Source organism: Streptomyces litmocidini, from assembly GCF_014649755.1.
Taxonomy (GTDB): Bacteria; Actinomycetota; Actinomycetes; order Streptomycetales; family Streptomycetaceae; genus Streptomyces; species Streptomyces litmocidini.
Genome location: NZ_BMTQ01000033.1, coordinates 1 through 25,591 on the forward strand (window position 1 = coordinate 1; position 25,591 = coordinate 25,591).

22 protein-coding genes are annotated in these 25,591 nt (G+C 72.1%); 5 read left to right on the forward strand and 17 right to left on the reverse strand.

The annotated features are described in order from the left end of the window. Positions 1-555: 555 nt before the first annotated feature. Positions 556-915, forward strand: coding sequence for a hypothetical protein (locus IE180_RS34980; RefSeq protein ID WP_190160987.1), 360 nt, complete (start codon positions 556-558; stop codon positions 913-915). A 189-nt stretch (positions 916-1,104) separates the two neighbouring features. Here the strand turns inward: IE180_RS34980 and IE180_RS34985 are convergent, their stop codons facing one another. Further along, positions 1,105-1,710 (reverse strand): dihydrofolate reductase family protein, encoded by a 606-nt coding sequence (locus IE180_RS34985; RefSeq protein ID WP_190160988.1) that lies wholly within the window; start codon positions 1,708-1,710, stop codon positions 1,105-1,107. Positions 1,711-2,207: 497 nt separating this feature from the next. On the opposite strand from IE180_RS34985, the gene IE180_RS34990 reads away from it, so the two are divergent. Both IE180_RS34990 and IE180_RS34995 read left to right on the forward strand, forming a co-directional pair. Next, positions 2,208-2,618, forward strand: coding sequence for a RidA family protein (locus IE180_RS34990; RefSeq protein WP_190160989.1), 411 nt, complete (start codon positions 2,208-2,210; stop codon positions 2,616-2,618). A gap of 219 nt (positions 2,619-2,837) precedes the next feature. Next, positions 2,838-3,809: an alpha/beta hydrolase gene (locus IE180_RS34995; RefSeq protein WP_190160990.1), complete on the forward strand. Its 972-nt coding sequence runs from the start codon at positions 2,838-2,840 to the stop codon at positions 3,807-3,809. A gap of 38 nt (positions 3,810-3,847) precedes the next feature. Here the strand turns inward: IE180_RS34995 and IE180_RS35000 are convergent, their stop codons facing one another. From IE180_RS35000 to IE180_RS35035, 8 genes are all read right to left on the reverse strand, one after another. Further along, the gene (locus IE180_RS35000; RefSeq protein ID WP_190160991.1) at positions 3,848-5,419 is read right to left on the reverse strand and encodes a PP2C family protein-serine/threonine phosphatase; all 1,572 of its coding nucleotides are present in this window, start codon (positions 5,417-5,419) and stop codon (positions 3,848-3,850) included. 748 nt (positions 5,420-6,167) lie between these two features. Further along, complete coding sequence (locus IE180_RS35005) at positions 6,168-6,368, reverse strand: CsbD family protein (RefSeq protein ID WP_190160992.1); 201 nt, start codon at positions 6,366-6,368, stop codon at positions 6,168-6,170. A gap of 196 nt (positions 6,369-6,564) precedes the next feature. Further along, positions 6,565-7,617 carry a magnesium and cobalt transport protein CorA gene (locus IE180_RS35010; RefSeq protein ID WP_190160993.1) on the reverse strand — a complete coding sequence of 351 codons (1,053 nt, stop codon included), beginning with the start codon at positions 7,615-7,617 and terminating at the stop codon, positions 6,565-6,567. Between the two features lie 284 nt (positions 7,618-7,901). Beyond that, positions 7,902-8,165 carry a metal-sensitive transcriptional regulator gene (locus tag IE180_RS35015; protein WP_190160994.1) on the reverse strand — a complete coding sequence of 88 codons (264 nt, stop codon included), beginning with the start codon at positions 8,163-8,165 and terminating at the stop codon, positions 7,902-7,904. 53 nt (positions 8,166-8,218) lie between these two features. Further along, complete coding sequence (locus IE180_RS35020) at positions 8,219-9,112, reverse strand: sulfite exporter TauE/SafE family protein (RefSeq protein WP_190160995.1); 894 nt, start codon at positions 9,110-9,112, stop codon at positions 8,219-8,221. Beyond that, complete coding sequence (locus tag IE180_RS35025) at positions 9,109-9,690, reverse strand: rhodanese-like domain-containing protein (RefSeq protein WP_190160996.1); 582 nt, start codon at positions 9,688-9,690, stop codon at positions 9,109-9,111. The genes IE180_RS35020 and IE180_RS35025 overlap by 4 nt, the downstream gene beginning before the upstream one ends. 247 nt (positions 9,691-9,937) lie before the next feature. Further along, positions 9,938-11,326, reverse strand: coding sequence for an MBL fold metallo-hydrolase (locus IE180_RS35030; protein ID WP_190160997.1), 1,389 nt, complete (start codon positions 11,324-11,326; stop codon positions 9,938-9,940). A 74-nt stretch (positions 11,327-11,400) separates the two neighbouring features. Continuing rightward, on the reverse strand, positions 11,401-11,724 hold the full coding sequence (locus IE180_RS35035; RefSeq protein WP_190160998.1) for a rhodanese-like domain-containing protein: 324 nt from the start codon (positions 11,722-11,724) through the stop codon (positions 11,401-11,403). A 188-nt stretch (positions 11,725-11,912) separates the two neighbouring features. Here IE180_RS35035 and IE180_RS35040 point away from each other — a divergent pair, with 188 nt between their 5' ends. Beyond that, positions 11,913-13,184: an MFS transporter gene (locus IE180_RS35040; RefSeq protein ID WP_190160999.1), complete on the forward strand. Its 1,272-nt coding sequence runs from the start codon at positions 11,913-11,915 to the stop codon at positions 13,182-13,184. Between the two features lie 192 nt (positions 13,185-13,376). Here the strand turns inward: IE180_RS35040 and IE180_RS37640 are convergent, their stop codons facing one another. After that, positions 13,377-13,574 (reverse strand): hypothetical protein, encoded by a 198-nt coding sequence (locus IE180_RS37640; protein ID WP_373302858.1) that lies wholly within the window; start codon positions 13,572-13,574, stop codon positions 13,377-13,379. Positions 13,575-13,599: 25 nt separating this feature from the next. Then, the gene (locus tag IE180_RS35050) at positions 13,600-13,980 is read right to left on the reverse strand and encodes a thiol-disulfide oxidoreductase DCC family protein (protein WP_190161000.1); all 381 of its coding nucleotides are present in this window, start codon (positions 13,978-13,980) and stop codon (positions 13,600-13,602) included. A gap of 118 nt (positions 13,981-14,098) precedes the next feature. Between IE180_RS35050 and IE180_RS35055 the strand changes: the two genes are divergently transcribed. Next, a complete protein-coding gene (locus IE180_RS35055; protein ID WP_190161001.1) occupies positions 14,099-14,452 on the forward strand; it encodes a hypothetical protein in 354 nt (117 codons plus the stop codon). A 391-nt stretch (positions 14,453-14,843) separates the two neighbouring features. Here the strand turns inward: IE180_RS35055 and IE180_RS35060 are convergent, their stop codons facing one another. From IE180_RS35060 to IE180_RS35090, 6 genes are all read right to left on the reverse strand, one after another. Further along, positions 14,844-15,425: a sigma-70 family RNA polymerase sigma factor gene (locus tag IE180_RS35060; protein WP_190161002.1), complete on the reverse strand. Its 582-nt coding sequence runs from the start codon at positions 15,423-15,425 to the stop codon at positions 14,844-14,846. A 101-nt stretch (positions 15,426-15,526) separates the two neighbouring features. Further along, entirely contained in the window at positions 15,527-16,360 is an 834-nt protein-coding gene (locus IE180_RS35065; RefSeq protein ID WP_190161003.1) for an alpha/beta fold hydrolase, read from the reverse strand. 103 nt (positions 16,361-16,463) lie between these two features. Next, complete coding sequence (locus tag IE180_RS35070; RefSeq protein WP_190161004.1) at positions 16,464-19,214, reverse strand: AAA family ATPase; 2,751 nt, start codon at positions 19,212-19,214, stop codon at positions 16,464-16,466. 230 nt (positions 19,215-19,444) lie between these two features. Next, complete coding sequence (locus tag IE180_RS35075; RefSeq protein ID WP_190161007.1) at positions 19,445-21,427, reverse strand: APC family permease; 1,983 nt, start codon at positions 21,425-21,427, stop codon at positions 19,445-19,447. Positions 21,428-22,306: 879 nt separating this feature from the next. Further along, a complete protein-coding gene (locus IE180_RS35085; RefSeq protein ID WP_190161005.1) occupies positions 22,307-24,208 on the reverse strand; it encodes an alkyl/aryl-sulfatase in 1,902 nt (633 codons plus the stop codon). A 482-nt stretch (positions 24,209-24,690) separates the two neighbouring features. Continuing rightward, positions 24,691-25,176, reverse strand: a complete 486-nt coding sequence (locus tag IE180_RS35090) for a DUF427 domain-containing protein (protein WP_190161006.1) — start codon at positions 25,174-25,176, stop codon at positions 24,691-24,693. Positions 25,177-25,591: the final 415 nt, after the last annotated feature.

Here is a 25,591-nt window from a genome sequence, read left to right on the forward strand (position 1 = left end):
GGACTCAACACTTCCGTCCGGGCGATCCTGATGGTGTTCCGTTCCTCCGTTCATCCCTCGGTGATCAACATCGGGGTACTGCTCACTTGCTTCACTGCTGGGTGCTGCGTACTGCACTCACGGGTGCCGCTTCTGCCATGACAGCGACCCCTCCGCGGCGGCCCCTGATCACTGCGGGCCACCCGGTCCGGCCGTCAGTCCCGTCGCCGTCCTGCAACAACCCTGGCTTCGAAACTCCACCGCCGTACCGTTCTGCAACTGCGTGTACTGCTGGTACTGCTTGCCGGCAGTTCGTCTCTGCCAGGCCCTGCTGTCCTTCTTGGCTACGAGAGAAACCATAGCCCCGACACCGACCAATGTCTACTCTGGCCGGTGCAGATTTTCGTGGGCGAGGCGATGAGGTAATCGATGTCGCGATCGACCGTTCCGGAGGGGCGCCGCCGCCGCGCGTGACAGCACCCGGCACTCCTCCGGCGGGATGACGGTGTCCCCCTCACCGCTCGGCAGCAGGACCGGCCGAGGGGGCGGGCCGACCTGTGAATAGGATCGGCTTCCATGTCGAAACCTGACGAGCTGCTCGTTGACGTTGCCGCGCTGGTGGAGTCCGGCCGGAGCAACCAGATGTCCCTGACCGTGGTCACCGGTGGTGCCGTCATCACCGGTCGGCTGGCTCCCGAAGCGGTGTGGAGGCAGCGGGTGTCGGAGGTCTTGGCCGACTCGGCCCGCCTGGGAGAGTTCTCCGGCATCTTCACCACCACGGCGCGGGGGGACGGGCCACCCGCCCACCTCCACTTCCACATGGCGCGGATCCTTCAGGGAACGGTGGGGATCCCGGAGACGGGCGGAATGTACCGCGTCTCGATCGCAGACGTCAGCGCTTGGACGATGGGCGACTTCAGCTACTCCGATCACTGACTTCACACTTGCGGGGAAGCCCGTTCACCGATGCGCGAGAGTGCCCGGCCGGCGGGCGCCGGCCGGGCACTCCGCGCTGTCCGGGGTCGGCGCGCACGCACCCGTGGGCCACGGTCAGGCCGCCGCCGGGACGCCGAGCACCGCGGAGGCGCGGCGGGGAGGCCGAGCGGAGATGCTGCGCCTACGACATCAGTAGCTGTCGTAGCCGGGCTTGCCGTTCGGCCGGTAGACGCCGACGACGGTGCCGCCCTTCGTCGTCGAGACGCTGACCGGCTCCAGTGCCGTGGGGATCGCGCCGTCGGCGAACAGCCGCTTGCCGGTGCCGATGATCACCGGGTGGACGGTCAGCCGGTACTCGTCGACGAGGCCGTGCCGCATGAGGGTCTGGGCGAGGTCGCCACTGCCCACGACGTTGATGTCGCCGCCGTCGGACGCTTTCAGCCCGCGCACGGCATCGACGGTGTCGCCCTCCAGCAGCGTGGAGTTCTGCCACTGGACGGACGTCAGGGTCCGGGACGCCACGTACTTGTGCATGCTGTTCATCCGCTCGGTGAACGGGTTGTCAGGATCGGCGGTCGGCCAGTACGACGCGAAGATCTCGTACGTCCTGCGACCGAGCAGCATCGCGTCGGAGCGCTCGTACCAACCGGCAACGGCCGCGCCGACCTCGTCGTCGCTCACCGGTTTCTGCCAGCCGCCGTGGGTGAAGCCGCTCCCCGGGTCCTCGTCCGGCCCGCCCGGCGCCTGCATGACGCCGTCGAGCGTCAGGAACGTGCAAACGACGATCTTGCGCATGGTGTGCTCCCTTCGTTGACGGGTAGACCGCACAACCGCCGGAAACTCATCGGCGCCCCTTCCGTGCCACGTGCCCCGGCCCATCGGATCTCGCAGAAGCGGAGCCGTTGACCCGGGGCGCGACAGGAGGAGCGGATTCCCGCCGTGGCCGTGTCCGTCAGGATGCTCCAGAGGCCGTGGGGGCGACGCCGAGCGCGCGTCTCGTCGGCCATGACGACTCCGGCCCGGCCCGTCGGACGGTTTCCGCTCGTGACGAGGGGGACGCTCCGCCCGAAAGCCCGTCAGCCGGCCCCCGGGGCACCACGTGATCGTCGGCGAGGGCGGGTGCCGGGGCCGATGACGGGTGATCAGGCGGTTGCGGGACATGACCATCGGCGTCCGGGCGGCTGACGGCAGTGGCCCGTCACGGGAGTCGACGGGCCAGGAAAATGCGTCGAACGCGGAGCCGAGCTTTGAGAAGGTCCTGAGTGCCCCGGAACCGCTGCGGAAGGAAGCCCGTGCCGCGTGCTGTCACGTTGATTCGCTCTGCCTCCCTGTCCGATGTCGCGGAGTACGCCTACGCGGCCACGGCTCCGGCCGGGTCGCGACTGATCTTCCTGGCCGGAGCATGTCCTCTGAACGAGGACGGCTCCACTGCGGCGCCCGGGGACGTCGCGGGGCAGGCGGCCAGGGCCGTGGAGAACATGCGGACCGCTCTGACGGACTCGGGCGCGTCACTGCGCGATGTCATCAGCACCCGTGTTCTCGTCGCCTCTCACCGGCGGGAGGACCTGGTGACGGCGTGGGGGGTCGTCCGGGACGCGTTCGGTGACCACGACGTGCCCAGCACATTGATGGGTGTCACCGTGCTCGGCCACGACGGCCGGCTCGTAGAGATCGAGGCCGTCGCCGCCGTGCTGGATTCCTGAGCCGACGGGCCGTCCCCGCCGGGGGACCCCGCATGCGACCACCGCCGCCTCCGCGTGCGGACCGAACAGCGCCGAGAACTCCACGGACGGGTTGCGACAAAGGAACCGTACGTAAACGATGAGAACGTGTGCCGATCCACGCAAGGAGGCACGCACGACATCGGCGGCCGACGAGGCCATGTGAACAGGGCACCCGCACGCCCGTGACACAGAGCGGACATGACCGGCCTTCCTCCCCCGATCACCCCCTGCCTCGAACCGGCCGCGAGGGAACTGTGCGAGGCGACCGATCCGCATCCACGGATCTACGAGGTCCCGCCCGAGAAGGGCCGTGAGATCCTCCTCGGCCTGCAGAGCGACGAGAGCGTGCCCCGCCCGGAGGTCGACGAGGAGTGGGTCGAGGTGGACACGGGCGAGTGGGGCACCGTCCGCACCCGCATCATCCGCCCGAAGGGGGCCACCGGAGCGCTGCCCGTGGTGTTCTACATCCACGGCGCCGGCTGGGTCTTCGGGGATGACCGGACGCACGACCGGCTCTTCCGCGAACTCGCGGTCGGCACCGGCGCGGCGGGCGTGTTCCCCGTCTACGACCGCGCACCGGAGGCGAAGTACCCCACCCAGGTCGAACAGAACTACGCCGTCGGCCGGTGGGTCCTGGAGCACGGCGCGGAGCACGGCCTGGACGCCTCGCGCATCGCGGTCACCGGCGAGTCGGTGGGAGGCTGCATGTCGGCGGTGTTCGCGCTGATGAACAAGGAGCGCGGCGGCATCGACCTGAAGGCGCAGGTCCTGCTCCACCCGGTCACCAACGCCGACTTCGACACCCCGTCCTACCTGCAGTTCGCCGAGGGCTACTACCTCACCCGCGACGGCATGAAGTGGTTCTGGGACCACTACTGCGAGCCGGGCCGGCGCACGGAGGTGCACGCCTCCCCGCTGCAGGCCTCACTGGACCGGCTCGAGGGTCTGCCCACCACCCTGGTCGTCACCGACGAGGCGGACGTCCTGCGCGACGAGGGCGAGCAGTACGCCAACAGGCTCCGGGAGGCCGGTGTGGACGTGACCTCCGTCCGCGTGGCGGGCATGGTCCACGACTTCCTCCTCCTGGACAGTCTGCGCGACACCCGCGCCGCCGACGTCGCCCGCAAGCTCGCCGTCGACGCCCTGCGCACCGCCCTCCACGACGACTGACGCCCCCGACGCTCCTGTGCGAACAGGAGCAAGGACTGTCATCTCGGTCCACGCGATGGTTGTTTCGGACTCTCCGAACCCGAGGTGCGGCCGTGCGGTGGGGCGGGGGCGGCCGCCAGGAGGCTGATGTCGTCCCTTCCCCAGTCGACGGCGAAGCGTTCGGCGGCCGTGTAGAGGGCCGTGACGGCCGCCGAGGGGGTCGGATCGTTCAGACCTGCCAGAACGTGGGAGGCCCGTTGCTCGCCGAACTCCTCGCCGTCGTGGCGGCGGCCCTCGGTGAGGCCGTCCGTGGACAGCACCAGCAGATCGCCGGGGCCGAACCGGACGGTGCGCGTCTGCCAGGTGCCGGGGGGCGCCTCCAGAAAGGGGTGAACGAGGGGGCCGGTGGGCCCCAGGCGCTCGACCGTCCCGTCGGCCCGTCGCAGGAACGGTTCTTCGTGTCCGGCGTTCACCCAGGTCAGGCTGGAGCGTTCCGGGTCCAGGACGGCGACGGCCAGAGTGGTGAAGCACTCCTCGTCGGTCAGGGCCTGGTGCACCGCGCGCACCAGCGCGTCCAGGTCGGCGTCCAGCCGCAGGCCCACCGTCAGGACGCTCTTGAGTCGTACGGCCAGCAGCCCCGCGGCGACGCCGTGCCCGCAGACATCGCCGAGGAAGACGGCGGTGGACCCGTCGGGCAGCGGCACGGCACCGAGGTAGTCGCCCGCGATCAGGCCCTCGGCCGCGCGCACGTCACCGGTCACCACGATCCCGGGACCCGGCTCCTCGCAGGAGGTGAGGATCTCGCGCAGGCCCTGCACCGCCGGCCCGACCTGGCCGAGGGCCTCTCGGTTGCGGAGGGACTCCCGCTGGGACACCACCAGGCGCTCGCGCACTCCTTCGGCCTCCTCGGTCAGACGGCCGATCCACCCCCCGCCGTCCCCGGGCGGCGGTCCGGCGACGGAGGCGTCGCCGCTGGCCGCACGCCGCAGACGGCGGGCAAGCGCCCCGGCGGGGGCCAGGTAGCGCCGTTGGAGCACCACGGCCACCACCACCGCCGCCACCAGCAGTGCGACGGCGAGGCTCAGGATGTAGAGCATCACGCCCTGCATGTGCCCCATGGCGTCCTGCGCCTCCCGCTCGCTGCGCCGCTCCAGCAGGGCCGCCAGCCCCTTCGTCCGGGCGTCGACGGCCGCGTAAGTGCCCTCGGCGGGATCCGCGCCGAGGGCGGACGCGGGCAGCCCGTACATGCGCATCCGGTCCGATGCCGCATCGGAGGAGGCGTTCGCGAGCCACTGGGAGACGTCGCGGTCGAGGCCCGTGATTTCGGCGTCCACCTCGGCGTCCGTGCCGGCGGTCAGCTTGCCCAGTGCTTCCAGGTGTTCTCCGAGGGCCCTCCTGGCGTCGCCGCGCAGTTCCTCGCCCCCGGTCCCGGCCAGTGACGCGGCGCGCAGGTCACCCGCCGCCCCCCGGACGGCGCCGACTTCCGCGGCGGCCGGGTGCCAGAGGGTCTCGATCCGCCGCGCGGCCCGCTCGTGGCGCGCGTTCAGCACCGATCCCGTTGCCGCGACACCGGCCGCCAGCAGCGCCGCCAGGCCGACCATGGCGGCGAGCAACAGCCTCGACCTGGTCAAACTATGCAGAGACAACACTCGATCGACCCTACCGATCACCGTACTTCGTACCCGTGACACCACGCCCGGCCAGCGGCCGGCCGAACGACCGGCGCCAAGGAACCGCCCGTCGCACGGGACCGGAGGCGTACTCGCAGGGGTTGGTGACCAGTTCGCTGACGACCGGGGCGGCGAGGCCCCGCAGGGTCGCAGCCGCGCGCTCGCCCGAGTCCTCGCCGGCCCGGCCGGTGCGACCGGCCGCGGCGCCGGGGCATCGGGGACGACGTCCGGGCGGCCGTACTCCTCGTCGAACGCCACAGCCCGAACGTGCCGGTGAACCCGGGCGCGGCCGCGGTGAGGACGGCCTCCCGCCGGGCCGGGGCGCTGCCGCCGGCGGCGGTGCGACCAGGCCGCGCTCGGTCATCGTCATGCCGACCGCCGGGCCGGGATCGAGCGGCGCACGGCCGACGCGGACGACGGCAGTGGTCCGCCACTTCGGCACGGCCTGCCAGGGAAGTCGTCACCGGGCGCCACGCGACGGCAGGTCTTCTCCGCGTTTCGCCTGCCGCGAGGTCCGTCGGCCGGGACGGGCACGAGGACATCGAGCGCCCTCGACGACGAACGGCTCCTCGTCCTCCACGCCCACCCCGCCGACCCCCGATGCCCCGCGGCGGCGGCCGTCAGGCACGTACGGCCTCGGCCGTACACGTACGGCGGGCCGCGGCGCGGAAAGCGCCGCGGCCCGCCGTACGTGTAGCGGGCGGAGCGGTCAGGACTGAGGGCGGTCGCGCAGGGAGTCCTTCACCCCGCGGGCCTGCTCCTCGGCCTTGCCCGCGACCTCGCGGGTCTTGCCCTTGACCTGGTCGGTCTTGCCCTCGGCCTGCATCCGCTCGTTCCCGGTCGCCTTGCCGGCGACCTCCTTGGCCTTGCCCTTGGCCTGCTCCATCTTGCCCTTGGCCTTGTCAGCCATGACAAAAACTTCCTTTCCGGAGAACGGTCGATCGATGGACAACTTAGGACAGATCAGGGTTTTTCGCGCGCGGAGTCCGGAGGGTGCCCCGCCGATCGGACGGCGCCGCGCGCAGAGCGCCCGCCCGGTTCACGGACCGGTCCCCGCCCGTGGCGTCCTCACTTCGCCGGATCTCCGGTCCCCGCCCGTGGCGTCCTCACTTCGTCGGATCTGTCGCCCCGCGCCGGACGGTGGTGGTCACCTCCGGCGCCGGCGGGTGGGCACGGGATCGTCGACGCAGCCATGCGTAGAGCATCAGACACGGCAGCAGCATCCCGGCGACGGTGAGGACGAGGAACGCCGGGAAGCCGCTGATGTGACCGACCAGCCAGCCGAAGTTCTGCCCGAAGAAGCCGACCACGAAGGACAACGGGAGGAACACGCTCGCGAGGATGGTGAGCCGCTCCATCGTGGCGCTCTGCCGAAGGTTGATTTTGTTCTGCTCGACGGAGATCACCGCGATGTTCGCCTCCAGGACGGTGGTCAGGAGGTCGCGCTGGGCCGCCACCTCCTCGTTGACCAGCAGCAGATGGTCGTGCACGTCGCGGATGTACGGATGGAGGGCGGCCGGCGCTCTGCCCGGCTGCAGGCGCCGTCCGAGCACGGCGAGCAGCGGGTGCACGGCGCGATAGAAGTCGGTCGCCTCGCGGCGCAGGAAGTAGATCCGTTGCGTCGGGGCGACGGCCCCGGAGAACACGGTGGCCTCGATCTGCTCGATGTCGCGTTCGAGCTCCTCGACGACCGGCGCGTAGCTGTCGACCACCTGGTCGAAGATGGCCCACAGCGTGGAGGCGCTGCCGGCCTTCAGCAGTTCGGGACGGCTTTCGAGCCGGCTCCGGGCTCCGTGCAACTCGCTCGCGATGCCCTGGCGCACGGTGATCACGAAGTGTTCGGCGAGGAAGATGCTGATCTCGCCGGTGTCGATCTCCTCGCGCTCGTCGTCGTAGCGCGCCGTGCGCAGGATGATCAGTTCCGTGCCGTCCTCGTACTGCTCCGCCTTCGGCCGCAGGTGGAACGTCCGGGCGTCCTCGACGGCCAGCTCGTGCAGTCCGAAGACCTCCCGGACCCGGGTCAATTCCTCGGGACTCGGTTCGAAGACGCCCAGCCAGACGAACCCGCCCAGCTTGCAGTGCGCGGCCGCCTGCTCCAGTGGCATCGCGCCCTCGTGCTGTCGGCGCCCGTCCTGGTAGTGCGCACAGTCGACGATCATGGCCGCCACCTCCTCACGGCCGGTCTCCGTGCGCCCTCCCCCGCCCACCGGCGACGTGGCGCACCGCACCGGCCCCACACCACGAGATGCTCCTCCGACTCGTCGGGAATGTCCTGACGGCCGGTCCCGGCGGGCCCGCACCCGCCGGGAGGGGCGGGCATTCGGCCGGCCTGTTCCCTTCTGCCGGGGCCGGGGCCGGAGCCGGGGCCGGTCGTTCGGGGTGGGCGGGGCTCCGGTTCGTCGGAACGTCCGGCTCCTTCGTCCGGCTGGACGGGAGGGAAGGGTCAGGCGAGGGCGAGGAAGAGCTTCTCCAGCTTCTCCTGCGTCATCGTCGGGTTCTCGGAACCGTCGACGAGGCACTGGCGCATCCCGCTCGCCACGATCTTGAACCCGGCCCGGTCCAGGGCCTTGGAGACGGCGGCGAGCTGGGTGACGACGTCCTCGCACTCCCTGCCGGACTCGACCATGGCGATCACCGCGGCCAGCTGGCCCTGTGCCCGCCTGAGGCGGTTCAGGACCGGCTGCATCGATTCTTCGTTCACCTGCATGGGAACTCTCCTCCTCCCCCCCTTGGGCACGCCCTGGGACATGTGTCCCGGCGTTACTTCAGCACCGCGTCCTGGCGGGCGCGGGGCGCCGGCTGCGGGTGTGTCGTCCTCGACCGCCTCCGCAACCGGAGGGCGACCGCGCCGCTCGCCGCGGCTCCGACGACTGCCCAGGTGGCGGGATGGGTCCAGGCGGCGGGGTCGAGCTGCTGGGCGAGGACGAAGACGCCCATGACGACGACGAACCAGCCGAAGGCCTTGCGCAGCGCTTCCTGCGGGATGCGTCCGGCGAGGCGGGCGCCGATCAGGCTGCCGATCACGGCTGCCCCGGTCACGGTCAGGGCGATGCCCCAGTCGATGGACACGCCGGAGAGGTGTCCGGCGAGTCCGGCGAAGGACTTCATCGCGATGACCAGCAGCGAGGTGCCGACCGCGATGCCCATCGGCAGCCCGCCGAGGATGGCGAGGGCGGGGACGACGAGGAATCCGCCGCCGGAGCCGACCAGACCGGTCACGGCGCCGACGACCAGGCCCTCGACGGCGATGTGCTTGAGCGGCAGGTCGCCGCGGGCCGGCCGGACCTTCTTCGCCCCGCCGCGCGGCTTACGGAGCATCGCGAAGGCCGTGGCGAGCATCATCAGCGCGAACGCGATCAGCAGGACCGTGCCGGGGATGTACTCGGCGATCCGTCCGCCGCCGTAGGCGCCGGCCATGCTGAAGGCGCCGAAGAGCAGCCCGGTCTTCCAGCGGACCCGGTGGGCCCGCGCGTGCGGGACGAGGGCGGCGAGGCTGGTGACGCCGACGACGAACAGGGAGGTGGCGATGGCCTCCTTGGTGTCCTGTCCGGCGAGGTAGACCAGGATCGGGACGGTGAGGATGGACCCGCCGCCGCCGAGGATGCCGAGGCTGACGCCGATGAGGAGGGAGGCCGCGACGATGAGGGCCATCACGACGCGCTCCGCAGCTCCGCGATCACGGTGCGGACGTCGGTCCGGGGGCCGCGGTTGTAGGGGAGCTTGGAGAGCAGGACGCCCATGGCGCAGGAGTTGCTGAGGGCCGCGTAGGTCAGGCCGGCGCCGACGGCGGCGCCGATGAGGTGGGCACCGGGGACCACGATGCCCACCAGGCCGGTGGTCAGCACGATCGCCCCCGCCACCAGACGGACCTGGCGCTCCATGTCCCAGCGTTCGGCGCCCCGCTCCACCGGGGCTCCCGCGGCCTCCCAGGCGTTCATGCCGCCCTCCAGGACGCGCAGGTTCGGCAGGCCGGCCTGCGCGAGGGCCTGCTCGGCCTCGCGGGCGCGCTGCCCGGAACGACAGACGAGCACGACTTCCTCGTCGAGGTGGGAACGCAGCTCCGCGCGGTGCTCGCGCAGGGTGTGCAGGGGGACGTTGTACGAGCCGGCGATGTGGACGGTGCGGAACTCGCCGGGGGTGCGCACGTCGAGCAGGCGCGGTGCGCGGCCCTCCTGGACGAGGCGGTGCAGAACAGCGGGAGTGATCGACTGGACGGTGCGCTCGGTGCTCATGCAAAACTCCGGAAGGTGTATACGGGTGGGGGTGTGCAAAAGGGTGTGAGGGGCCTGTGGCGGCAGGTCAGGGGCCCGTGCGGCTCCGACCGGGGATGCTCGGGGCCGTCGCGGGCGGGGCGGTGCGGCCCCGGCCCGCGACGGGGCGGAGGAGCGGAGGCAGTGCGGCCTCCGGCCCCGCCATGGCCGGCGGTGCACGAGGGGGGAAGAGTTCCGGACCCGTGCCCGCCCGGCGGTCCGGGGGCGGTCAGACCCGGGCGGCCTCGGTGGCGAGGGCCCAGGCGGCCCAGCCGCCGAGGATGTCGGAGACGTCCCGGAAGCCGCGGTGGCGCAGCAGGCTGGCGGCGATGGAGGAGCGGTGTCCGCCCGCGCAGTGCAGGACGAGGGGCCGGTCCGTGGGCAGTTCGCCGGTACGGGCGGGCAGTTCGCTCAGCGGGATGTGCAGGGCCTCGGGGATGAAGCCGTTCGCCTCGCGCTCGCCGCAGGTCCGCACGTCCACCACCAGGGGCGGGTTGTCCCCGGCGAGGGCCGCCTTGAGGTGCGCGGCGGTGAGGCGGCTGGCCGGGGCGACCTCGTCGGCCATCACCCGCAGGGCGTCCTCGGGGTTGCGGACGTAGCCCACGACCCGGTCGAAGCCGATCCGGGCCAGGCGGGTCACGACCTCCTCCTCCCGGTTCTGCGGGGCCATGACGACCAGCTCGTCGGCCGGGTCCAGGACCGTGCCGGCCTGCTCGGCGAAGCGCCCGTCGGCCGGGATGTTCACCGCGCCGGACAGGTGCCCGGCACCGAACTCCTGCGGGTCGCGGGCGTCGACGACGACCGCTCCGCCGGCGCGCAGGTCGCCGAACTCGGCGAGCGCCAGCGGCCGGGCCGCGGCGGTCGCGTCGTACAGGGTGCGGTCCTTGCGGTTGAGGTCGGCGTCGTAGGCGAAGTAGCCGGGCGCCGCCGACTGGCCGGCGGTGACCAGGGCCACGAACTCCTCGCGGCTCATCGGCGCGCAGGCGTAGTTGGTGGCGCGCTGCTCGCCGATCGTGGAGGACTTCTCCGTGGACAGGTTCTTGCCACAGGCGGAGCCGGCGCCGTGGGCGGGGAAGACGCGGACCGCGTCGGGCAGGCCCATCAGCTTGTTCTGGACGCTGTCGTGCAGCATCGCGCCCAGCTCTTCGGCGGTGACGCCGACCGAGGCGAGCAGGTCGGGGCGGCCGACGTCGCCGATGAAGAGGGCGTCGCCGGTCAGGACGCCGTACGGGACGGTGTCCTCGGCGTGCTCGTACACCAGGACGCTGATCGACTCCGGGGTGTGGCCGGGGGTCTCCATGACTTCCAGGACCACGTCGCCCAGGGCGATCCGCTCGCCCTCGGCGAGGTGACGGATCGGGTACTCGGTCTCGGCGCGCGCGCCGTAGCCGATCCACGCGCCCGTCTCGTCGGCCATCTCCAGGTGGCCGGCGACGAAGTCGGCGTGGAAGTGGGTGTTGATCACGCCGATGACGGTGAAGCCGTGCGCCCGGGCGTCGGCGAGGTATTCGGAGACGTCCCGGCGCGGGTCGACGACGACCGCCTGCCCGGTCTTCTCGTCGGCGATCATGTACGACGCCTGGGACAGGCAGTCGAGGTAGTACTGGGCGAAGAACACGGCGAACCTTTCGACGGAGAGGGCGAGCGCGGAGCGGAGCCCCGCGGAAGTGCGGTGGGAGAGCGGCCGGCCGTTCAGGCGGCGCGGGCGTCCGTGCCGCGTACGACCGGGCGGCCGGTGCGGGCCCATCCGGAGGTGCCGCCCGCGACCGAGACCGCGTGGAAACCGGCGGCCTCCAGGTGCTCGGCGGCCCAGGCGCTCCGGTTGCCGCTCGCACAGATGACGTAGACGGGCCGGTCGACGGGCAGTGCGGCGAGGTGGGCGCCGAGCTCGGAGAGCGGTGCGGGGCGGACCCCCGGCACGTGGCCCGCCGCGTACTCGTCCGGCTCCCGCACGTCGATGGCGAAGGCGCCCTCCGCCAGCTCGGAGGCGAAGACGTCCAGATCTGCTTCACGCATGGAAGATCACCCTTTCGGATACCCCCCGGGGTACTTACGCCATCGACTGTAGGCAGGACCGGAGAGGGAAGTCAAATACCCCCCTGGGTATCGCACGTCACAGAGGAAGACCTCGCGAGGGGGAAGAATTTAATACCCCTAGGGGTATGGTGATCTGCGGATACGAGAACGGACGGAACGATGACGAGATGACACGAGCGAACACGAAGCCGCGGCCCGCCCCCGGTGCCGTGCGGCTGGGGCTCCAGGAGAACGGGGCCCAGTTCGTCCTGCTGGTCGTCGTCACGGCGGCGGTCGGGGCGCTCGTCGGGCTGGAGCGGACGACGGTCCCCCTGATCGGCACCGAGGTCTTCGGACTCACCGGAAACCTGGCCGTCTTCTCGTTCATCATCGCCTTCGGCCTCGCCAAGGCCCTCACCAACCTCGCCGCCGGCGTGCTCACCGCCCGCTTCCGGCGCAGACAGCTCCTGCTGGCCGGCTGGCTGATCGGCGCGCCCGTGCCGTTCGTCCTCGCCTGGGCGCCGTCGTGGTGGTGGATCGTGGCCGCGAACGTCCTGCTCGGCGTCAACCAGGGGCTGACCTGGTCGATGACCGTCAACATGAAGATCGACCTCGTGGGCCCCGCCCGCAGGGGGCTCGCCACCGGCCTCAACGAGGCAGCCGGCTACGTCTCGGTCGGCGCCACGGCCCTGCTCACCGGCCATCTCGCCACCCACTACGGGCTGCGGCCCGCCCCCGAGCTCATCGGCGTGGTCTTCCTCGCCGCCGGTCTCGGCCTGTCCCTCCTGGCCAAGGACACCGCCGCCCACCTGGCCCTCGAACTCGCCCGCCACCCCGCTCCCCCGGGTGGCGAGGACGGCGGGCCGTCCTTCGCGGAAACCTTCGCCCGTACGTCATGGCGCGACCGGTCCCTGCGCGGCGCCGGCCAGGCGGGGCTGGTCAACAACCTCAACGACGGCCTGACCTGGGGCGTCTTCCCGATTCTCTTCGCCGACCACGGCCTCGGCATCGCCGCGATCGGCCTGATCAAGGGGCTCTACCCGCTGTTGTGGGGCGTCGGCCAGATCCCCGCCGGCCACCTCGCCGACCGGATCGGCCGCAAACCGCTCGTCGTGACCGGCATGCTGGTCCAGGCGGCGGCACTGCTGCTCGCCCTCGCCCTCCTGGATCGCCCGCTGCTCGCCGGTGTCCTCTCCGCCGTCGGCCTGGGTCTCGGCACCGCGCTGGTCTACCCCGCCCTCATCGCCTCCGTCTCCGACCACGCCCACCCGGCCTGGCGCGCCCACGCCCTCGGCACGTACCGGTTCTGGCGGGACATCGGCTACGCGGCCGGCGCCCTGGTCGCGGGCGTCCTCGCCGACGCGCTCGGACTGAACGCCACGGTCCTCGCGGCCGCCGCCCTGACCGCCGCCTCGGGTCTCCTGGCGGCACGCTGGATGACCGACCGCCCCCGGACCTGACCGCCCCCCCCTCCGCCGGGCCCTCTCTTCCACCGGCCGGCCCGGCCACCGCGCAGGGAAGCGCGCCGGGGCGCCCCCGGAGGGCGGTCCTGACCGGAACCCGGGGTGGGCGGAGTGCCAGAGGGGCCGGTCGACCCGCTGCGGGCGTCGGCCTGGAGGCGCATCGCCTCGATCGCTTCGGCTCCCCGCTGATCAGGGCCAGAAGACACGCGAACGGTTGCGGCGGTTGCGGCGGTTGCGGCGGTTGCGGCGGTTGCGGCGGTTGCGGCGGTTGCGGCGGTTGCGGAAGCCGATCACCTTGCCGGTGGCGGCCTCCAGGGCGGCGAACAAAGTGGCGGTGCCGGCCCGGACGTGGTCGTGCGTGACGCGTCGCGGCACTCCGGGCGTCATCGGCGGTACCGGATGCGAGTTCGGGTCACCCGGGGCGGCGGGGCACGACGCAGGCCGGTGTTCCTCCCGGCAGCCGGTGACGGTGGGCCGCGACGAGCCGGTAGACCCGACGGGCGGCCCACCGCACGCCGGGCAGCAGGAGCACCGCCCCCGGCGGTGCCCAGACGCCGCCCGCGCTCAGGAGGGCCTTCGCCACGGCCCGGGCCCCTCCGTACACCGTTCCGGTCGGCGTCACCCACAGCACCTCGTACTCGGCACGCTCGCGGGTGACGCCGAGGGCGTCGAGGTCCGCGAACTGCCAGGGGACGATGTCGCAGCGGGGCCGTACGCGTCGTTCGGCGAAATTCGCCGACGTCGTGCAGAAGCCGCAGTCTCCGTCGTATACGAGCACAGGCCGAGAACGCATGCCCCCATCATGCTGCGTCGCGACGCCGGAGGGGCGCACGCACGGTCGGCCACGCACTCCCTCGACCCGTCCGTCGGCCGGAGTCGCGTGGGGCCGCCCGTCTGTCAGGCTTGGACAGGTGACGGATGACGCGCAGCGGCCTGCCCGCACCCCCGACGGACGGTACGTGATCGTCAACGGCAGACGCTGGCGGGCCACGGACCCCCAGGTGCCCCAGGACGTCGCCGCACGGCTGCGTTCCCACCTCATGGCCGCGCGCCGTGCCGTGGCCGCGGCCCTGCGTGCCCGGGACCCGGAGGCCGAACGCGCCGCCCGGGCCCGGGTGCACACGGCGAAGGTCGCCCTCGGGGAGCGCGGCACGCCATGGTGGGACCAGCGGGAGACGGAGCGCCGCGCCCGCTGGAGCGAGGGGCTGGCGGCACTCGACGAGGGCATCGGGACCATCGGTGAAAAGGGCACCGGCCGCGGATGAACCGGGCCCTGAGGCTGCCGTGCGGGCGGGGCCCGGCCGGAGAGCGAGCGGGTGGCACCAGAGCACGACGCGGTGGGGTGTGGAGCGTACGGGACCGCTCGACCAGGGCCCGCGGCCTCCCCCGCCGCGCGGTCCGATGGGGTGGGGACCGGCCCGCACCGGTGCATCCCGGTCGGCTCCACGATCCGAGCTACGAAGAGGCCCTGCCTTCGTGCCGCGGCCGGCCGGGATCACCCGATCGGGACTCCCGTTCGACACCCACCCCTCAGGGCCGGAACGACAGCAGCCACTGAGCCGGGCCGTTGAGTGGTGGGGTGGCCGGAAACACGCAGGTCGGCGGCCTCAGCGGAAGGCCGGTGGAGAACCTGCCGCGCACCCGGCCGCACCACGGCTACACCCCCAGGATCCCCTGCTTCTCCAGCGCTTTGCGCAACGCCCGCACGGCGTAGAAAGCACGGCTCTTGACGGTGCCGGGCGGTATGCCGAGGTGCTCGGCGGCCTGGCTGACGCTGCACTCCAGGTAGTACATGAGGCGGATGACCGTTTGTTGTTGCTCGTTCAGCTCCCCCAGGGCCTGCAACACCACATGGGAGTTGATCGTGGATGCCGTGCTGTCGCTGGAGGCATCCCACTCGTCGACGGGCACGAGCTCCAGCGGCCTTGTCCGGCGGGCCCGGTGATGATCGATGACGAGATTTCTGGCCACGGTGAACAACCACGGCCTGAGGTGTTCGCTGCGGCCGCCCAGGAACACGGCGTGCTTCCATGCGCGGGCCGCGGTCTCCTGGAGGATGTCCTCCCCCTTGTGCCAGTCACCGTCCAGCAGACGCGCGGCATAGCGGACGAGCAGCGGGCCGTACCGGTCGTAGATATCCCTGACGAAGGCGTCGTGGTCGATGTCCGGTGCGAGGCGCCGGGCGTCCGGCCAAGCCGGGGCGAGGGCAGTGGTTCCCGTTTCCATGATCCCGTTCATGAGAGGCGCCCGATCCTGTTCGAGTGTTCCGTGGCGTGCTCACCCGCATGCGCGGAGAACAGCTCACGCACTTGCTCCTTCACCGTGGGAGAACGCCGGCTTCAGGTGGTGAGGAAGTCGATGAGGGCGGCGTTGACCTCGGCTGCGTGGGTGAGCAGCAGCCCGTGCGGAGCGCCGTCGATCTCGACGTATCGCGCGTCGGGCAGGCGGCGGCGGAACTCGCGGGCGGTGGCGTCGATCGGCAGGATGCGGTCGGCGGTCCCGTGCAGGATCAGCGACGGCACGTCGATGCGCTCCACGTCGGCCCGGAAGTCCGTCAGCCACGCCGGGACGCACGCGTACGCCGCCACGGGCGCCGAGCCGATGGCGGTGGCCCAGTTCGCCCGCAGCGCGGCCTCGCTGAGCCGCGACCCGAGCGTCTCGTCGGAGTTGAAGAAGTCGACGAAGAAGCTCTCGTACCAGGCGTAGCGGTCGGCCTCCGCCTGCTCCGCGATGCCGTCGAAGAGGCTCTGCGGCACACCGGCGGGGTTGTCCGGCGTCTGCAGCAGGAACGGCTGGAGCGAACCGAGGAACGCCGCCTTCGCCACCCGCTGCGAGCCGTGGACGCCGAGATAGCGGGCGACCTCGCCCGAGCCCATCGAGAACCCGACGAGAACCACGTCACGCAGGTCCAGCTGCGTCAGTACGGTGTCCAGGTCGGCGGCGAAGGTGTCGTAGTCGTAGCCCGTCATGGTCTTGCTCGACCGGCCGAAGCCGCGGCGGTCGTAGGTGATGACGCGGTAGCCGGCCTTGACCAGCGCATCGGTCTGCTTCTCCCACGACTGCCCGTCCAGCGGGTAACCGTGGATCAGGACGACCGGCTGCCCCGACCCGTGGTCCTCGTAGTAGAGCTCGATGCTGGTCGATCCCTCGGCGCCGACGGTGACGGTTCCCATGGTGTGCCTTCCCGCCCGTCCGCCGTGTGCGAACCGGGCATGGCACGAACCTAGGAAACAAGCAGGGCGGACCGCGTCCGTCGGACTACGTCTTCGGCGTACGTCATGGTGCTGCGCCTTCGGGGTACGTCATCGTGCCTCCCAGCACCGCGGCGAGCTCGCCGCGGGACGTCACGCCCAGTTTGGGGAACATCCGCTGGAGATGGGTGCTCACCGTCCTGGGCGAGACGTACAACCGCTCGCCGATCTCCCGGTTCGTCAGACCCTGTGCGGCGAGCTGGGCGACATGCAGCTCGGTCGAGGTCAGCCGGTCGACCGCGGCCGGATCCTGGCGGGGGGACGACGCGCCCGCGGCGCGCAGCTCCTGCCGTGCCCGCTCCGCCCATGCCGACGCGCCGAGGGCCTCGAAGATCTCGCGTGCGGCCTGCAGGATGACGCGGGACTCCGCGGGCCGCCGGTGACGCCGCAGCCACTCGCCCAGGGCGAGGCGCGCCCGCGCCCGCTCGAACGGCCAGTCCGCGGGGACGGCGTCGAGGGCCGCCCTGTAGAGCGGCTCGGCGTCATCCTGCGGGCTCAGCAGGGCCCGGCCCAGTCGCAGTCCGCAGAGCAGGGCGGGCGAAGAAGTCATCTCCCCGAGCGGGGCCAGCTCCTGCACGACGTCGCGCGCCACCTCCGCGGATTCGCTGCGCACAGCCGCCTCGACCAGCTCCGCGACCGCGTAGAAGCGCAGCCAGGGGTGGAAGGCGGGGTCAGCCGGGTCGAAGACGCGGTGCAGGTGGCCGAACGCGTCGCCGTAGCGGCCCTCGCAGAGCGCCGCCTGCCCGCGGGCCGTCTGCAGGATGGCCAGCGCCGGGCGCCCTCCGCTGGGAAGGGCCGCGCGTTCGGCCTCCGCCGCCCACGCCTCCGCCGCCGGGTCGCCGCTGACGGCGGCCAGCTGCGCGCGGATGGCATTCACCATCGCGTGCACGAGGGGCTGGCTGGTCTCGCGGGCCAGTGACGCGGCCTCCTCCGCAGCGAGGAAACCAGCGCGCACGTCACCCAGCCGTGCGGCGCTCCCCGCCTGGACGCAGAGGGCGCGTGCCAGCATCGACAGCCTGCCTTGCGCTCGCAGGGCGTCCAGCGACCTCGCCGTCAACCGGCCTGCCAGGGCGGGAGCGCCCACCGTCACGGCGGCGCCCCCCAGGAGCTGGTCCCCCTCTGCGTTCTCCGACGAGCGCTCCAGCTGACCCGCCAGGTCTTCCATGACCGCTCCCCCACGCTCGACCGGCGCCGAGTACGCCCGCAGAGCGACCAGGTCGGCGTTGTCGGCATGCACGGGCATCCGGTCGGCGGCGGCGGCGACCCGTTCGCGGGCGGCCGGCCCCGGCTCTCCCCAGAAGCATTGCAGGACCGCGCCCCACAGCATGCGCAGCCCCAGCGTCGGCTCGCCTCCAGCGGCGATCTCGACCGCCAGCTCGGCCAGTTCGGCGGTCGCGGCGCCCTCGCCCCGCGTCCCCTCGGCCAGAGCGATGCTGACCCAGGCCGCGCGGCCCTGGTCTCGGACCGAAAGGTCCAGTGAGCGCGCCTGGGCCAGCAGGTGCGCCGCGACGTCGCCCTGGCCCGACTCCAGCGCGAGTTCCGCCGCCCGGAGCAGCCGGTCCGCCCGCGCGGACGGGTCCTTCGTCAGCTCCGCCGCCCGCCTCAGCGCGGCAAGGGCTGCGGCGGCACCGCCTCGCCGCAGGGCTCTGCCGGCAGTGGAGTCCAGATCCCGTGCCACCCGTTCGTCGAGACCGGCGGTGGCGGCGGCACGGTGCCACGCCTGCCGATCGGGCTGCCCCTGGAGCGCGTCGGCCAGAGCGGCGTGTGCGGCCTGTCGTTCCGCGGCGGTGGCGGCGTGGTACATCGCCGAGCGGACGAGCGGGTGCCTGAAGGCCAGCCCCTGGGCTTCCACCAGACCCGCGTCGATCGCTGCCTCGAAAGCCGTGAAGTCGATCGCCGTCCCGAGCATCCGGGTCGCCGCGGCGAGGCATTCGTCCGTCGTTCCGTCACCGTTGAGGGCCGAGAGGAGCAGGACGGCACGGGTGTCGGCCGGAAGGCGGGAGACCCGTGCCGTGAAGGTCCGCTCCAGCCGCGCGGTCAGCGGCAGCGGACCCGGGTTGAGCGCGTACGCCCCGCCGACCGACTGCAGCGCGACCGGCAGCTCGGTCAGCGCCAACGGGTTCCCGGCGGACTCCTCCAGCAGCCGCCGCCTGACCTGCTGTCCCAGGCCGGGGGCCACCGCGTCCAGCACCTCGCCCGACACCTCGTCCGTCAGCGGACCCAGGTGCAGCACGGGCAGGCCGGCGCTGCTGAGGCGATCGTCGAGGCGCCGGGTGACGGCGAGCAGGACGAGGGGGTCGGACTCGATCCGCCGCGCCACGAACCCAAGCACGTCGAGGCTGGCGCTGTCCATCCAGTGGGCGTCCTCGACGACCACCAGCAGCGGCGCCTTCGCCGCCGCGTCCGTCAGCAGAGTCAGCGCGGCCAGGCCGACGAGGTACAGGTCGGGGACGGCCTCGTCGACGAGCCCGACGGCCGCGAGCAGCGCAGTACGCTGCCGCCCCGGCAAGTCGTCGATCCTGTCGCGCAGTTGGTGAACCAGCTGGTGCAGGCCGGCATAGGGCAGGTTTTCCTCCGACTGGACCCCCACCGCGGCGATCACGTGGGTCCCACCGCACGCTGCCGCTGCCGCGGCCTCTGCGACCAGCGCCGACTTGCCGATCCCCGGCGCGCCGACGATCACCGTCGCGCCGCCCGATCCGGTGGCCCCCTGCTCGACCAGGGCGGCCAGCGCGCGACGCTCCGTCTCACGACCCAGCAGCGCCCGCCGTTGCATGCCTCACTCCGTTTCTCCGCGCCTGCCCAGCACCCGAAGGCTTCGCGTCCTCGTGGAACCAGGCGACCGGCGGCATCTCCACCGGCAGGCGATCTGGAGGCCGAGTCTGGATGCCATCCGCACCATGGTAGGCACGCTGCCGGGCGGGAACGACCGCGGACCGCGTCCGCGAAACCGGGCAGCCGGGATCACGGCGGGGCCCCGAACGGCTTTCCTCGCGTCCTGGTCCGTCAGCCGCCGACGTGGATGCCGGGGCGGCGTTCGGGGTCGAGCTCGTGTTTCCGGATGATCTCGCGGGTGACGGGGGCCGTGTCGCCGCGACCCAGGAGGAAGTAGCGGAACATGTGCTTCAGGGGGCTGCCTTCGGCCCAGGCGAAGTAGCAGTGCGGCCGGACGCCGGTGGTGTCGCGCAGGGCGAGGAGGATCGCGGCGATGGCGTTCGGGGCGGCCGGCGCCTCGGCGCGCAGGATCCGGTGGCCGTCGACCTCGACGCCGTGGACGGCGAGGACCTCGCTGAAGTCGGAGGGGTCGACGACGTCGATCTCCAGGAAGATCACGTCGGCCGGCCCGGGGACCGGATTGGTCCCTCGCTGCTCGCGCTCCTTCTCGCTGTACTCGGCGCTGTCACCGGCCTGACGGCGGTTGGCGATGATGTTGATGGCGTTGTCGTGGGCGAGGGTGTCGGCGATGAACTTCCGGGCGGCCTCGTCGAAGACGATGCGGTCGACCCGCAGCTCCGTGGTGCGCGAGACGCGGGAGACCAGCGAGACGACGACGATGCCGGCGATGAAGAAGCCGGAGATGGTGATGCCGTCGGGCTTGTCCACGATGTTGTAGACCAGGGCGTACAGCAGCACCAGGGTGAGCAGGGCGAATCCAATGGCGGCGGTTCGGCGGCCCCCGCGCGCCACGGAGACGGTGACGGCGAAGGCACCGGAGACCATCATGGCCAGGATCCCCGTGGCGTACGCCCCCGCCTGCGCGTCGACGTCGGCGTCGAAGGCGATGGTGATCAGGACGCACAGGGCGGTGTAGACGAGGACGACGGGCCGGACGGCGCGGCCCCATTCGGGGGCCATGCCGTAGTCGGGCAGGTAGCGGGGGACGATGTTGATCAGTCCGGCCATGGCGGACGCTCCGGCGAACCAGAGGATCAGGATGGTGCTGATGTCGTAGACGGTGCCGAACGCCTCCCCGACGTGCTCGTGCGCGAGCCAGGCCAGGGCGCGGCCGTTGGCCGCGCCGCCGGGCTCGAACTCCTTCTCGGGGATGAGGACGGTGGTGACGAAGCTGGAGGCCAGCAGGTACACGCTCATGATGAGCGCGGCGGTGGTCAGCAGCCTGCGGGCGTTGCGGATGCGCGAACGCAGCCGCTCCTCGTCGTCGGCGCCCTCCGCGGAGATCAGGGGCATCATGCTGACCCCGGTCTCGAAGCCGGACAGGCCCAGGACGAGCAGCGGGAATGCCAGCAGCGCCGGTTTCATCAGGTCGCCGAAGCCTCCCCCGCCCTCGGCCAGCGCGTCGGTCCAGGCGTGGAACGCCCCCGGGGTCGTCACGACCTGGACCAGACCGACGCCGATGACGACCGCGTTCAGGGCCAGGAAGACCGCGACCAGCGGAATGGCCACGCTCACGGCCTCGCTGAAGCCGAGCAGGAACACGCCTCCCAGGACCACCAGCAGGGCCACCGTGAGTGCCACCTCGTGGCCGTGCAGGGCCTCGGGGAAGAACGGGTTCTCCACCACGTGGACGGAGGCGTCCGCGGTCGACAGGGTGATCGTGATGATCCACGACGTGGCGACGAAACCGAGCAGCACCAGCACGAACAACTTGCCCCACCAGAACGGCAGGAGATCCTCCAGCATGGCCACCGAACCGGCGCCGTGGGGACTCTCCTTGGCCACCCGCCGGTACATGGGCAGCATGCCCAGCAGGGTCAGCGCCACGATCAACAGCGTCGCCAGGGGGGAGACCGCCCCCGCGGCGACCGCGGCGATGGCCGGGACGTACGCGAGACTGGAGAAGTAGTCGACCCCGGTCAGGCACATCACCTTCCACCAGGCGTGCGGCTCGGCGTGTCCCTCGCCGGCCGCCGGCCCGACGGGCTGCACCTGGTGGCGCAACAGCCACCGCGCCAGCCGCCCGGTCGGCTGCCGCCGCGGAGCGGGACTGTCCACCACCTCGGGCACGGCCGGGCCGTTCGCGTCCTTCATGTCTCCCATCGACTTCCCTCGCTCCTACGCACCCGGGCCGGCGGCAGCGCTCCTCGCGGCAACGCGGTCACCGAGTATGCGGGTTTTTGATACCACCCTCTGTCTCTCCGTGACGTTCCGGCTTCCCCCTCACCGGCCTGCCAAGGCCCTATGGAGATGCTTCGTCCCTTTCGAGGAGGGCCGTGTGCGCCTGTCGCGCATGCATCCGGCACACCGTGATCCCCGGGCGACGGTCCCTTCCTGTCGTCCGGGCCGCCCCGTCCCGTTCTTCGAGGAGCATCCCGATGCGCCCGCCCCGTCCTGCCCCTCGCGGGCCCGCCGCGCGGCCGGCGGCCGTCCCCGCGGTCGCCGCCGTGGCGGTCGCGCCGCTTCCGGCCGCTGTCGCCGGGCGGACGCCCGCTCACGGCGCCGGCGCCTACGGCCCCACCGGCAGGATCGCCTCGTTCTCCGGCTTCGGCTCGTCGCCGGTCGACGGCTCGACGGCTCGACGGCTCGACGGCTCGACGCCGGTCGACGGCTCGACGCCGGTCGACGGCTCGACGCCGGTCGACGGCTCGACGACGCCGGACGTCTCGGCGCCCGGCGTCGACGTCCGTCCGGCCTCGACGTCCGCTCGACGTGGCCGGGCAGCACGTGCAACACCGTCTCCGGTACGTCGATGGCGACACCGCAGGTTGCCGGCGCGGCGGCCCTGCTGGGGGCGGCCGCCCCGTCCCCACCGCACGCGGTCACCGGAGCGCGAGGCGTGTGGCGGTCGCGTTCCACGGCCGCGCCGCCCGCGTCCCGGGACGGTGTGGCTTTCCACCGCCGCGACGCGCGCCCGGAAACGAGTTGGGGGCGACCACGGCAGAGGCGCGGCTCCCGACGGCGGGCCGTCGGTCAGGGAGTGACGACGGCGAAGTCGGCGTCGGGATCGCTGAGGTGTCCGAGCAGTTCCGCGACCCTGCCGGGGTCGCCGGTCACCTTCACGCCGTCCCGGGCGGTCAGGTCCGACGGGGCGACGACGCCGAGGAGGACGGCCCTCAGCTCCCGCTCGGTGAGGGTGATCTCGACATCCGGATCCGCCACGGCGGGGCCGCTGCCGGTCACGTGGGTGAGGACCCCGTTGCGGAGGCGCTGGGTGACCGGATCGCCGCCCGTCAGGTTCCAGCGCACGGTGATGTCCGCGTCCCAGCTGCGCGGGCCGTCGATCCGGATGGCGAGGGCGTCGAAGAGCTGGTCGAGCGTCAGTGCCGCGAGCAGGTCGGGCGAGGTCGTGGCCGTGGGGGTGCCGAGGGAGCCGCGGCGCAGTTCGAGTGCGCCGGTGAGATAGAAGTTCCGCCAGGTGCCGTTCTCACTGCCGTAGCCGAGCTGTTCCAGTGCGTCGGCCTGGAGGGCGCGGGCCTCGGCGTTGCCGGGGTCGGCGAAGACGACGTGGTTGACGACCTGGACCACCCAACGGAAGTCGCCGTCGGTGAAGGACCGCCTCGCGCGGCGCAGGACTTCCTCGGCTCCGCCCATGAACTCCACGTACCGCCGGGCGGATTCGATCGGCGGGTGCTCCCACAGGTGGGCGGGGTTGCCGTCGAACCAGCCCAGGTAGCGCTGGTAGACCGCCTTGGTGTTGTGACTGACCGAACCGTAGTAGCCGTGGGTGTGCCAGGCGCGCTCCAGAGCCGGGGGCATCTGCATCTGCTCGGCGATCTCCAGCGGGGTGAGGCCCCGGTTGAGCATGCGCAGGGTCTGGTCGTGGAGGTAGGCGTACAGGTCGCGCTGCTCTTCCAGGAAGCGGACCAGGCGGTCCCGGCCCCAGACCGGCCAGTGGTGCGAGGCGAAGGCGACGTCGGTCCCGTCGCTGAACAGGGCGATCGCCTCGGTCAGGTAGCGGCTCCAGACGCGGGGGTCGCGGACCTGGGCGCCTCGGAGGGTGAGGAGGTTGTGCAGGTTGTGGGTGGCGTTCTCCGCCATGCACAGGGCGCGGTGGTCGGGGAAGTGGATGTTCAGTTCGGCCGGCGCCTCGGTGCCGGGGGTGAGCTGGAAGACCATGCGGATGCCGTCGACGGTCTCCACCTGCCCGGTACGGGTGATGTCCGCGGTCGGCGGGATCAACCCCACCGCTCCGGTGGAGACCGTCTGGCCGAGACCGGTGCCGATCTGGCCGCGCTCGCCCTTGGGCAGCACCGCGCCGTACATGTAGGCGGCACGACGGTTCATGGCCGTGCCGGCGTAGACGTTCTCGCTGACGGCGTGCTCCAGGAAGCCCTGCGGGGCGAGGACCGGGACGCCGGCCGCGACGTCCCCGTCGGTCACCACGCCCCGCACGCCGCCGAAGTGGTCGGCGTGACTGTGGGTGTAGAGCACTCCCGTGACCGGCCGGTCCCCACGGTGCCCGCGGTAGAGGGCGAGGCCCGCGGCAGCGGTTTCCGCACACAGCAGCGGGTCGATGACGAGGATGCCGCGCTCGCCCTCGACGATCGTCATGTTCGACAGGTCGAAGCCGCGCACCTGATAGATGCCGTCGCTCACCTGGAACAGGCCGTGGTCGGAGCAGAGTCTGCTCTGGCGCCACAGGCTGGGATTGGCGGTGTCCGGGCAGTCCCGGGCGAGGAAGCCGTAGGCGTCGAGGTCCCAGACGGCGCGCCCCGCGGCGTCGCGGATGAGGTTGTCGTGTGCCGTGCCGATGAACCCGCGCCGCGCGTCCTCCAGGTCCTGGGTGTCGTCGAAGGGGAAGCGCCGCCGTACGGCCTGGTTGGCCTTGGCGATGCTCGGCTCCGCGGGCTTGGGCTCGGTGGTCTGGGACATGCGCGGATCTCCCTCTCGGACGACGGGCCACGGGCGCCGCCGCAGACGCCGCCCTTGCCACCCTCGCCCGGCACCCCGGCCCACACGAACGGATGTAGGCCGTACGGGGCACAGGGCGCGGTTCCCCTTCCCCCCGTCCGGGATGACGGGAGGGCCCGCGCGGCGATGAAGTTCCGCCACCACCCGCGTGGGCACTGCATCACCACGGGCCGGCGGCGCTTGCGCCGGACAAGGGTCGGCGAGAAGCCGGCACGAGAGCGGTGATGTCCCCACGGTCGTCCGCCTGCGAGCGGGGGGAGCGCGGTCATCCGTCGGGCCCCGGCCAGGAGGGGTCGACGTTCCCGTGACGGAGTCGGGTGTGAGGTCCGGCCGGCCCCCGCCCCGGTCCGAAGCCATGGTCGTCCGTACCCCACCGGGGTGGGTCCGTACCTCAACCCCACCGAGGTGGGTCCGCACCTCACCGGGGTGGGACGGAACATGTCCTACCAGCTCCAGGTCCCGGGACCCCCCTTGAAGGGACCCCTGATCTCGTGGGTGATCCACCCGCCGTAGAAGTCGCCGTCCTGGGCCACGACCACTTCACCGTCCACCGCGCAGACCGTTTTGGACGGATGGAAGGCCAGGTACCCGGCAATGCTCGCGTAGCCGGCGCGTGGACTTTCATAGCTCCAACCCGCACGGGGGATGACAGCTCCGGCGACAAGGGCGTCCCAGTACGTGGCCGTTCCCTTCCACTCGCAGACCGTCCGGTCCTGGGTCTGGCGCAGGAGTTCCATGTGGACATCGGCGCGGGGGAAGTAGAAGACCGGTGGATGACTGGTCTCCAGCAGGCGCAGGCCGTTGTGCGTCTCGGCGAGAAGGATCGAGCCCACACGCACGGTCAGGTGGCGGTGATCGGCCTCCGCGCGTGGTGGGCGCGGGTAGTCCCACACGGACTCCTCGCCGGAGGCCACGGGCATCCTGTCCATCTTGGTTTCCCCTCGCTGCTTCCCCCTGAAGAACGTTCGCGGAGCAGGCGGCCGCTGGATGCGGTGCACGCGATCCAGCGGCTCCGGCTGCACGTGCGTACCGTGGTGTTCTTCTCGGACCGCCGGGGGCACCGGTGCGGGGGCTCGCAGCGGGCCGCGGAACGCGAGCGGTCAGCACGGTCCACCCGGTCGGTCCGGTCAGCGGCCACGATGGCCCGCGCGGTCGGCCGCACAGGCGCCTCGGGAGGGGAAGCAGCGCCGGGACGCCTCCGGAGCCGCCGGACGGGGAACGGCGCAAGTGGGGCGTCGTCGCCAGCGGCGGCTTCGGCAGCGGGGCCGCTCGGGTCCCCGGAACTCCGAGCCGTGCCTACTTGGGCATGAGGACGGTGTCGACGATGTAGACGTTGGCATTGGC

Excerpts from the sequence above, each read along its gene's own strand:
- IE180_RS34980 (WP_190160987.1), top strand. The coding sequence starts at position 556 with ATGTCGAAACCTGACGAGCTGCTCGTTGACGTTGCCGCGCTGGTGGAG.
- IE180_RS34985 (WP_190160988.1), bottom strand. The coding sequence starts at position 1,710 with ATGCGCAAGATCGTCGTTTGCACGTTCCTGACGCTCGACGGCGTCATG.
- IE180_RS34995 (WP_190160990.1), top strand. The coding sequence starts at position 2,838 with ATGACCGGCCTTCCTCCCCCGATCACCCCCTGCCTCGAACCGGCCGCG.
- IE180_RS35005 (WP_190160992.1), bottom strand. The coding sequence starts at position 6,368 with ATGGCTGACAAGGCCAAGGGCAAGATGGAGCAGGCCAAGGGCAAGGCC.
- IE180_RS35010 (WP_190160993.1), bottom strand. The coding sequence starts at position 7,617 with ATGATCGTCGACTGTGCGCACTACCAGGACGGGCGCCGACAGCACGAG.
- IE180_RS35015 (WP_190160994.1), bottom strand. The coding sequence starts at position 8,165 with ATGCAGGTGAACGAAGAATCGATGCAGCCGGTCCTGAACCGCCTCAGG.
- IE180_RS35025 (WP_190160996.1), bottom strand. The coding sequence starts at position 9,690 with ATGAGCACCGAGCGCACCGTCCAGTCGATCACTCCCGCTGTTCTGCAC.
- IE180_RS35035 (WP_190160998.1), bottom strand. The coding sequence starts at position 11,724 with ATGCGTGAAGCAGATCTGGACGTCTTCGCCTCCGAGCTGGCGGAGGGC.
- IE180_RS35040 (WP_190160999.1), top strand. The coding sequence starts at position 11,913 with ATGACACGAGCGAACACGAAGCCGCGGCCCGCCCCCGGTGCCGTGCGG.
- IE180_RS37640 (WP_373302858.1), bottom strand. The coding sequence starts at position 13,574 with ATGACGCCCGGAGTGCCGCGACGCGTCACGCACGACCACGTCCGGGCC.
- IE180_RS35050 (WP_190161000.1), bottom strand. The coding sequence starts at position 13,980 with ATGCGTTCTCGGCCTGTGCTCGTATACGACGGAGACTGCGGCTTCTGC.
- IE180_RS35060 (WP_190161002.1), bottom strand. The coding sequence starts at position 15,425 with ATGAACGGGATCATGGAAACGGGAACCACTGCCCTCGCCCCGGCTTGG.
- IE180_RS35065 (WP_190161003.1), bottom strand. The coding sequence starts at position 16,360 with ATGGGAACCGTCACCGTCGGCGCCGAGGGATCGACCAGCATCGAGCTC.
- IE180_RS35070 (WP_190161004.1), bottom strand. The coding sequence starts at position 19,214 with ATGCAACGGCGGGCGCTGCTGGGTCGTGAGACGGAGCGTCGCGCGCTG.
- IE180_RS35075 (WP_190161007.1), bottom strand. The coding sequence starts at position 21,427 with ATGAAGGACGCGAACGGCCCGGCCGTGCCCGAGGTGGTGGACAGTCCC.
- IE180_RS35085 (WP_190161005.1), bottom strand. The coding sequence starts at position 24,208 with ATGTCCCAGACCACCGAGCCCAAGCCCGCGGAGCCGAGCATCGCCAAG.
- IE180_RS35090 (WP_190161006.1), bottom strand. The coding sequence starts at position 25,176 with ATGGACAGGATGCCCGTGGCCTCCGGCGAGGAGTCCGTGTGGGACTAC.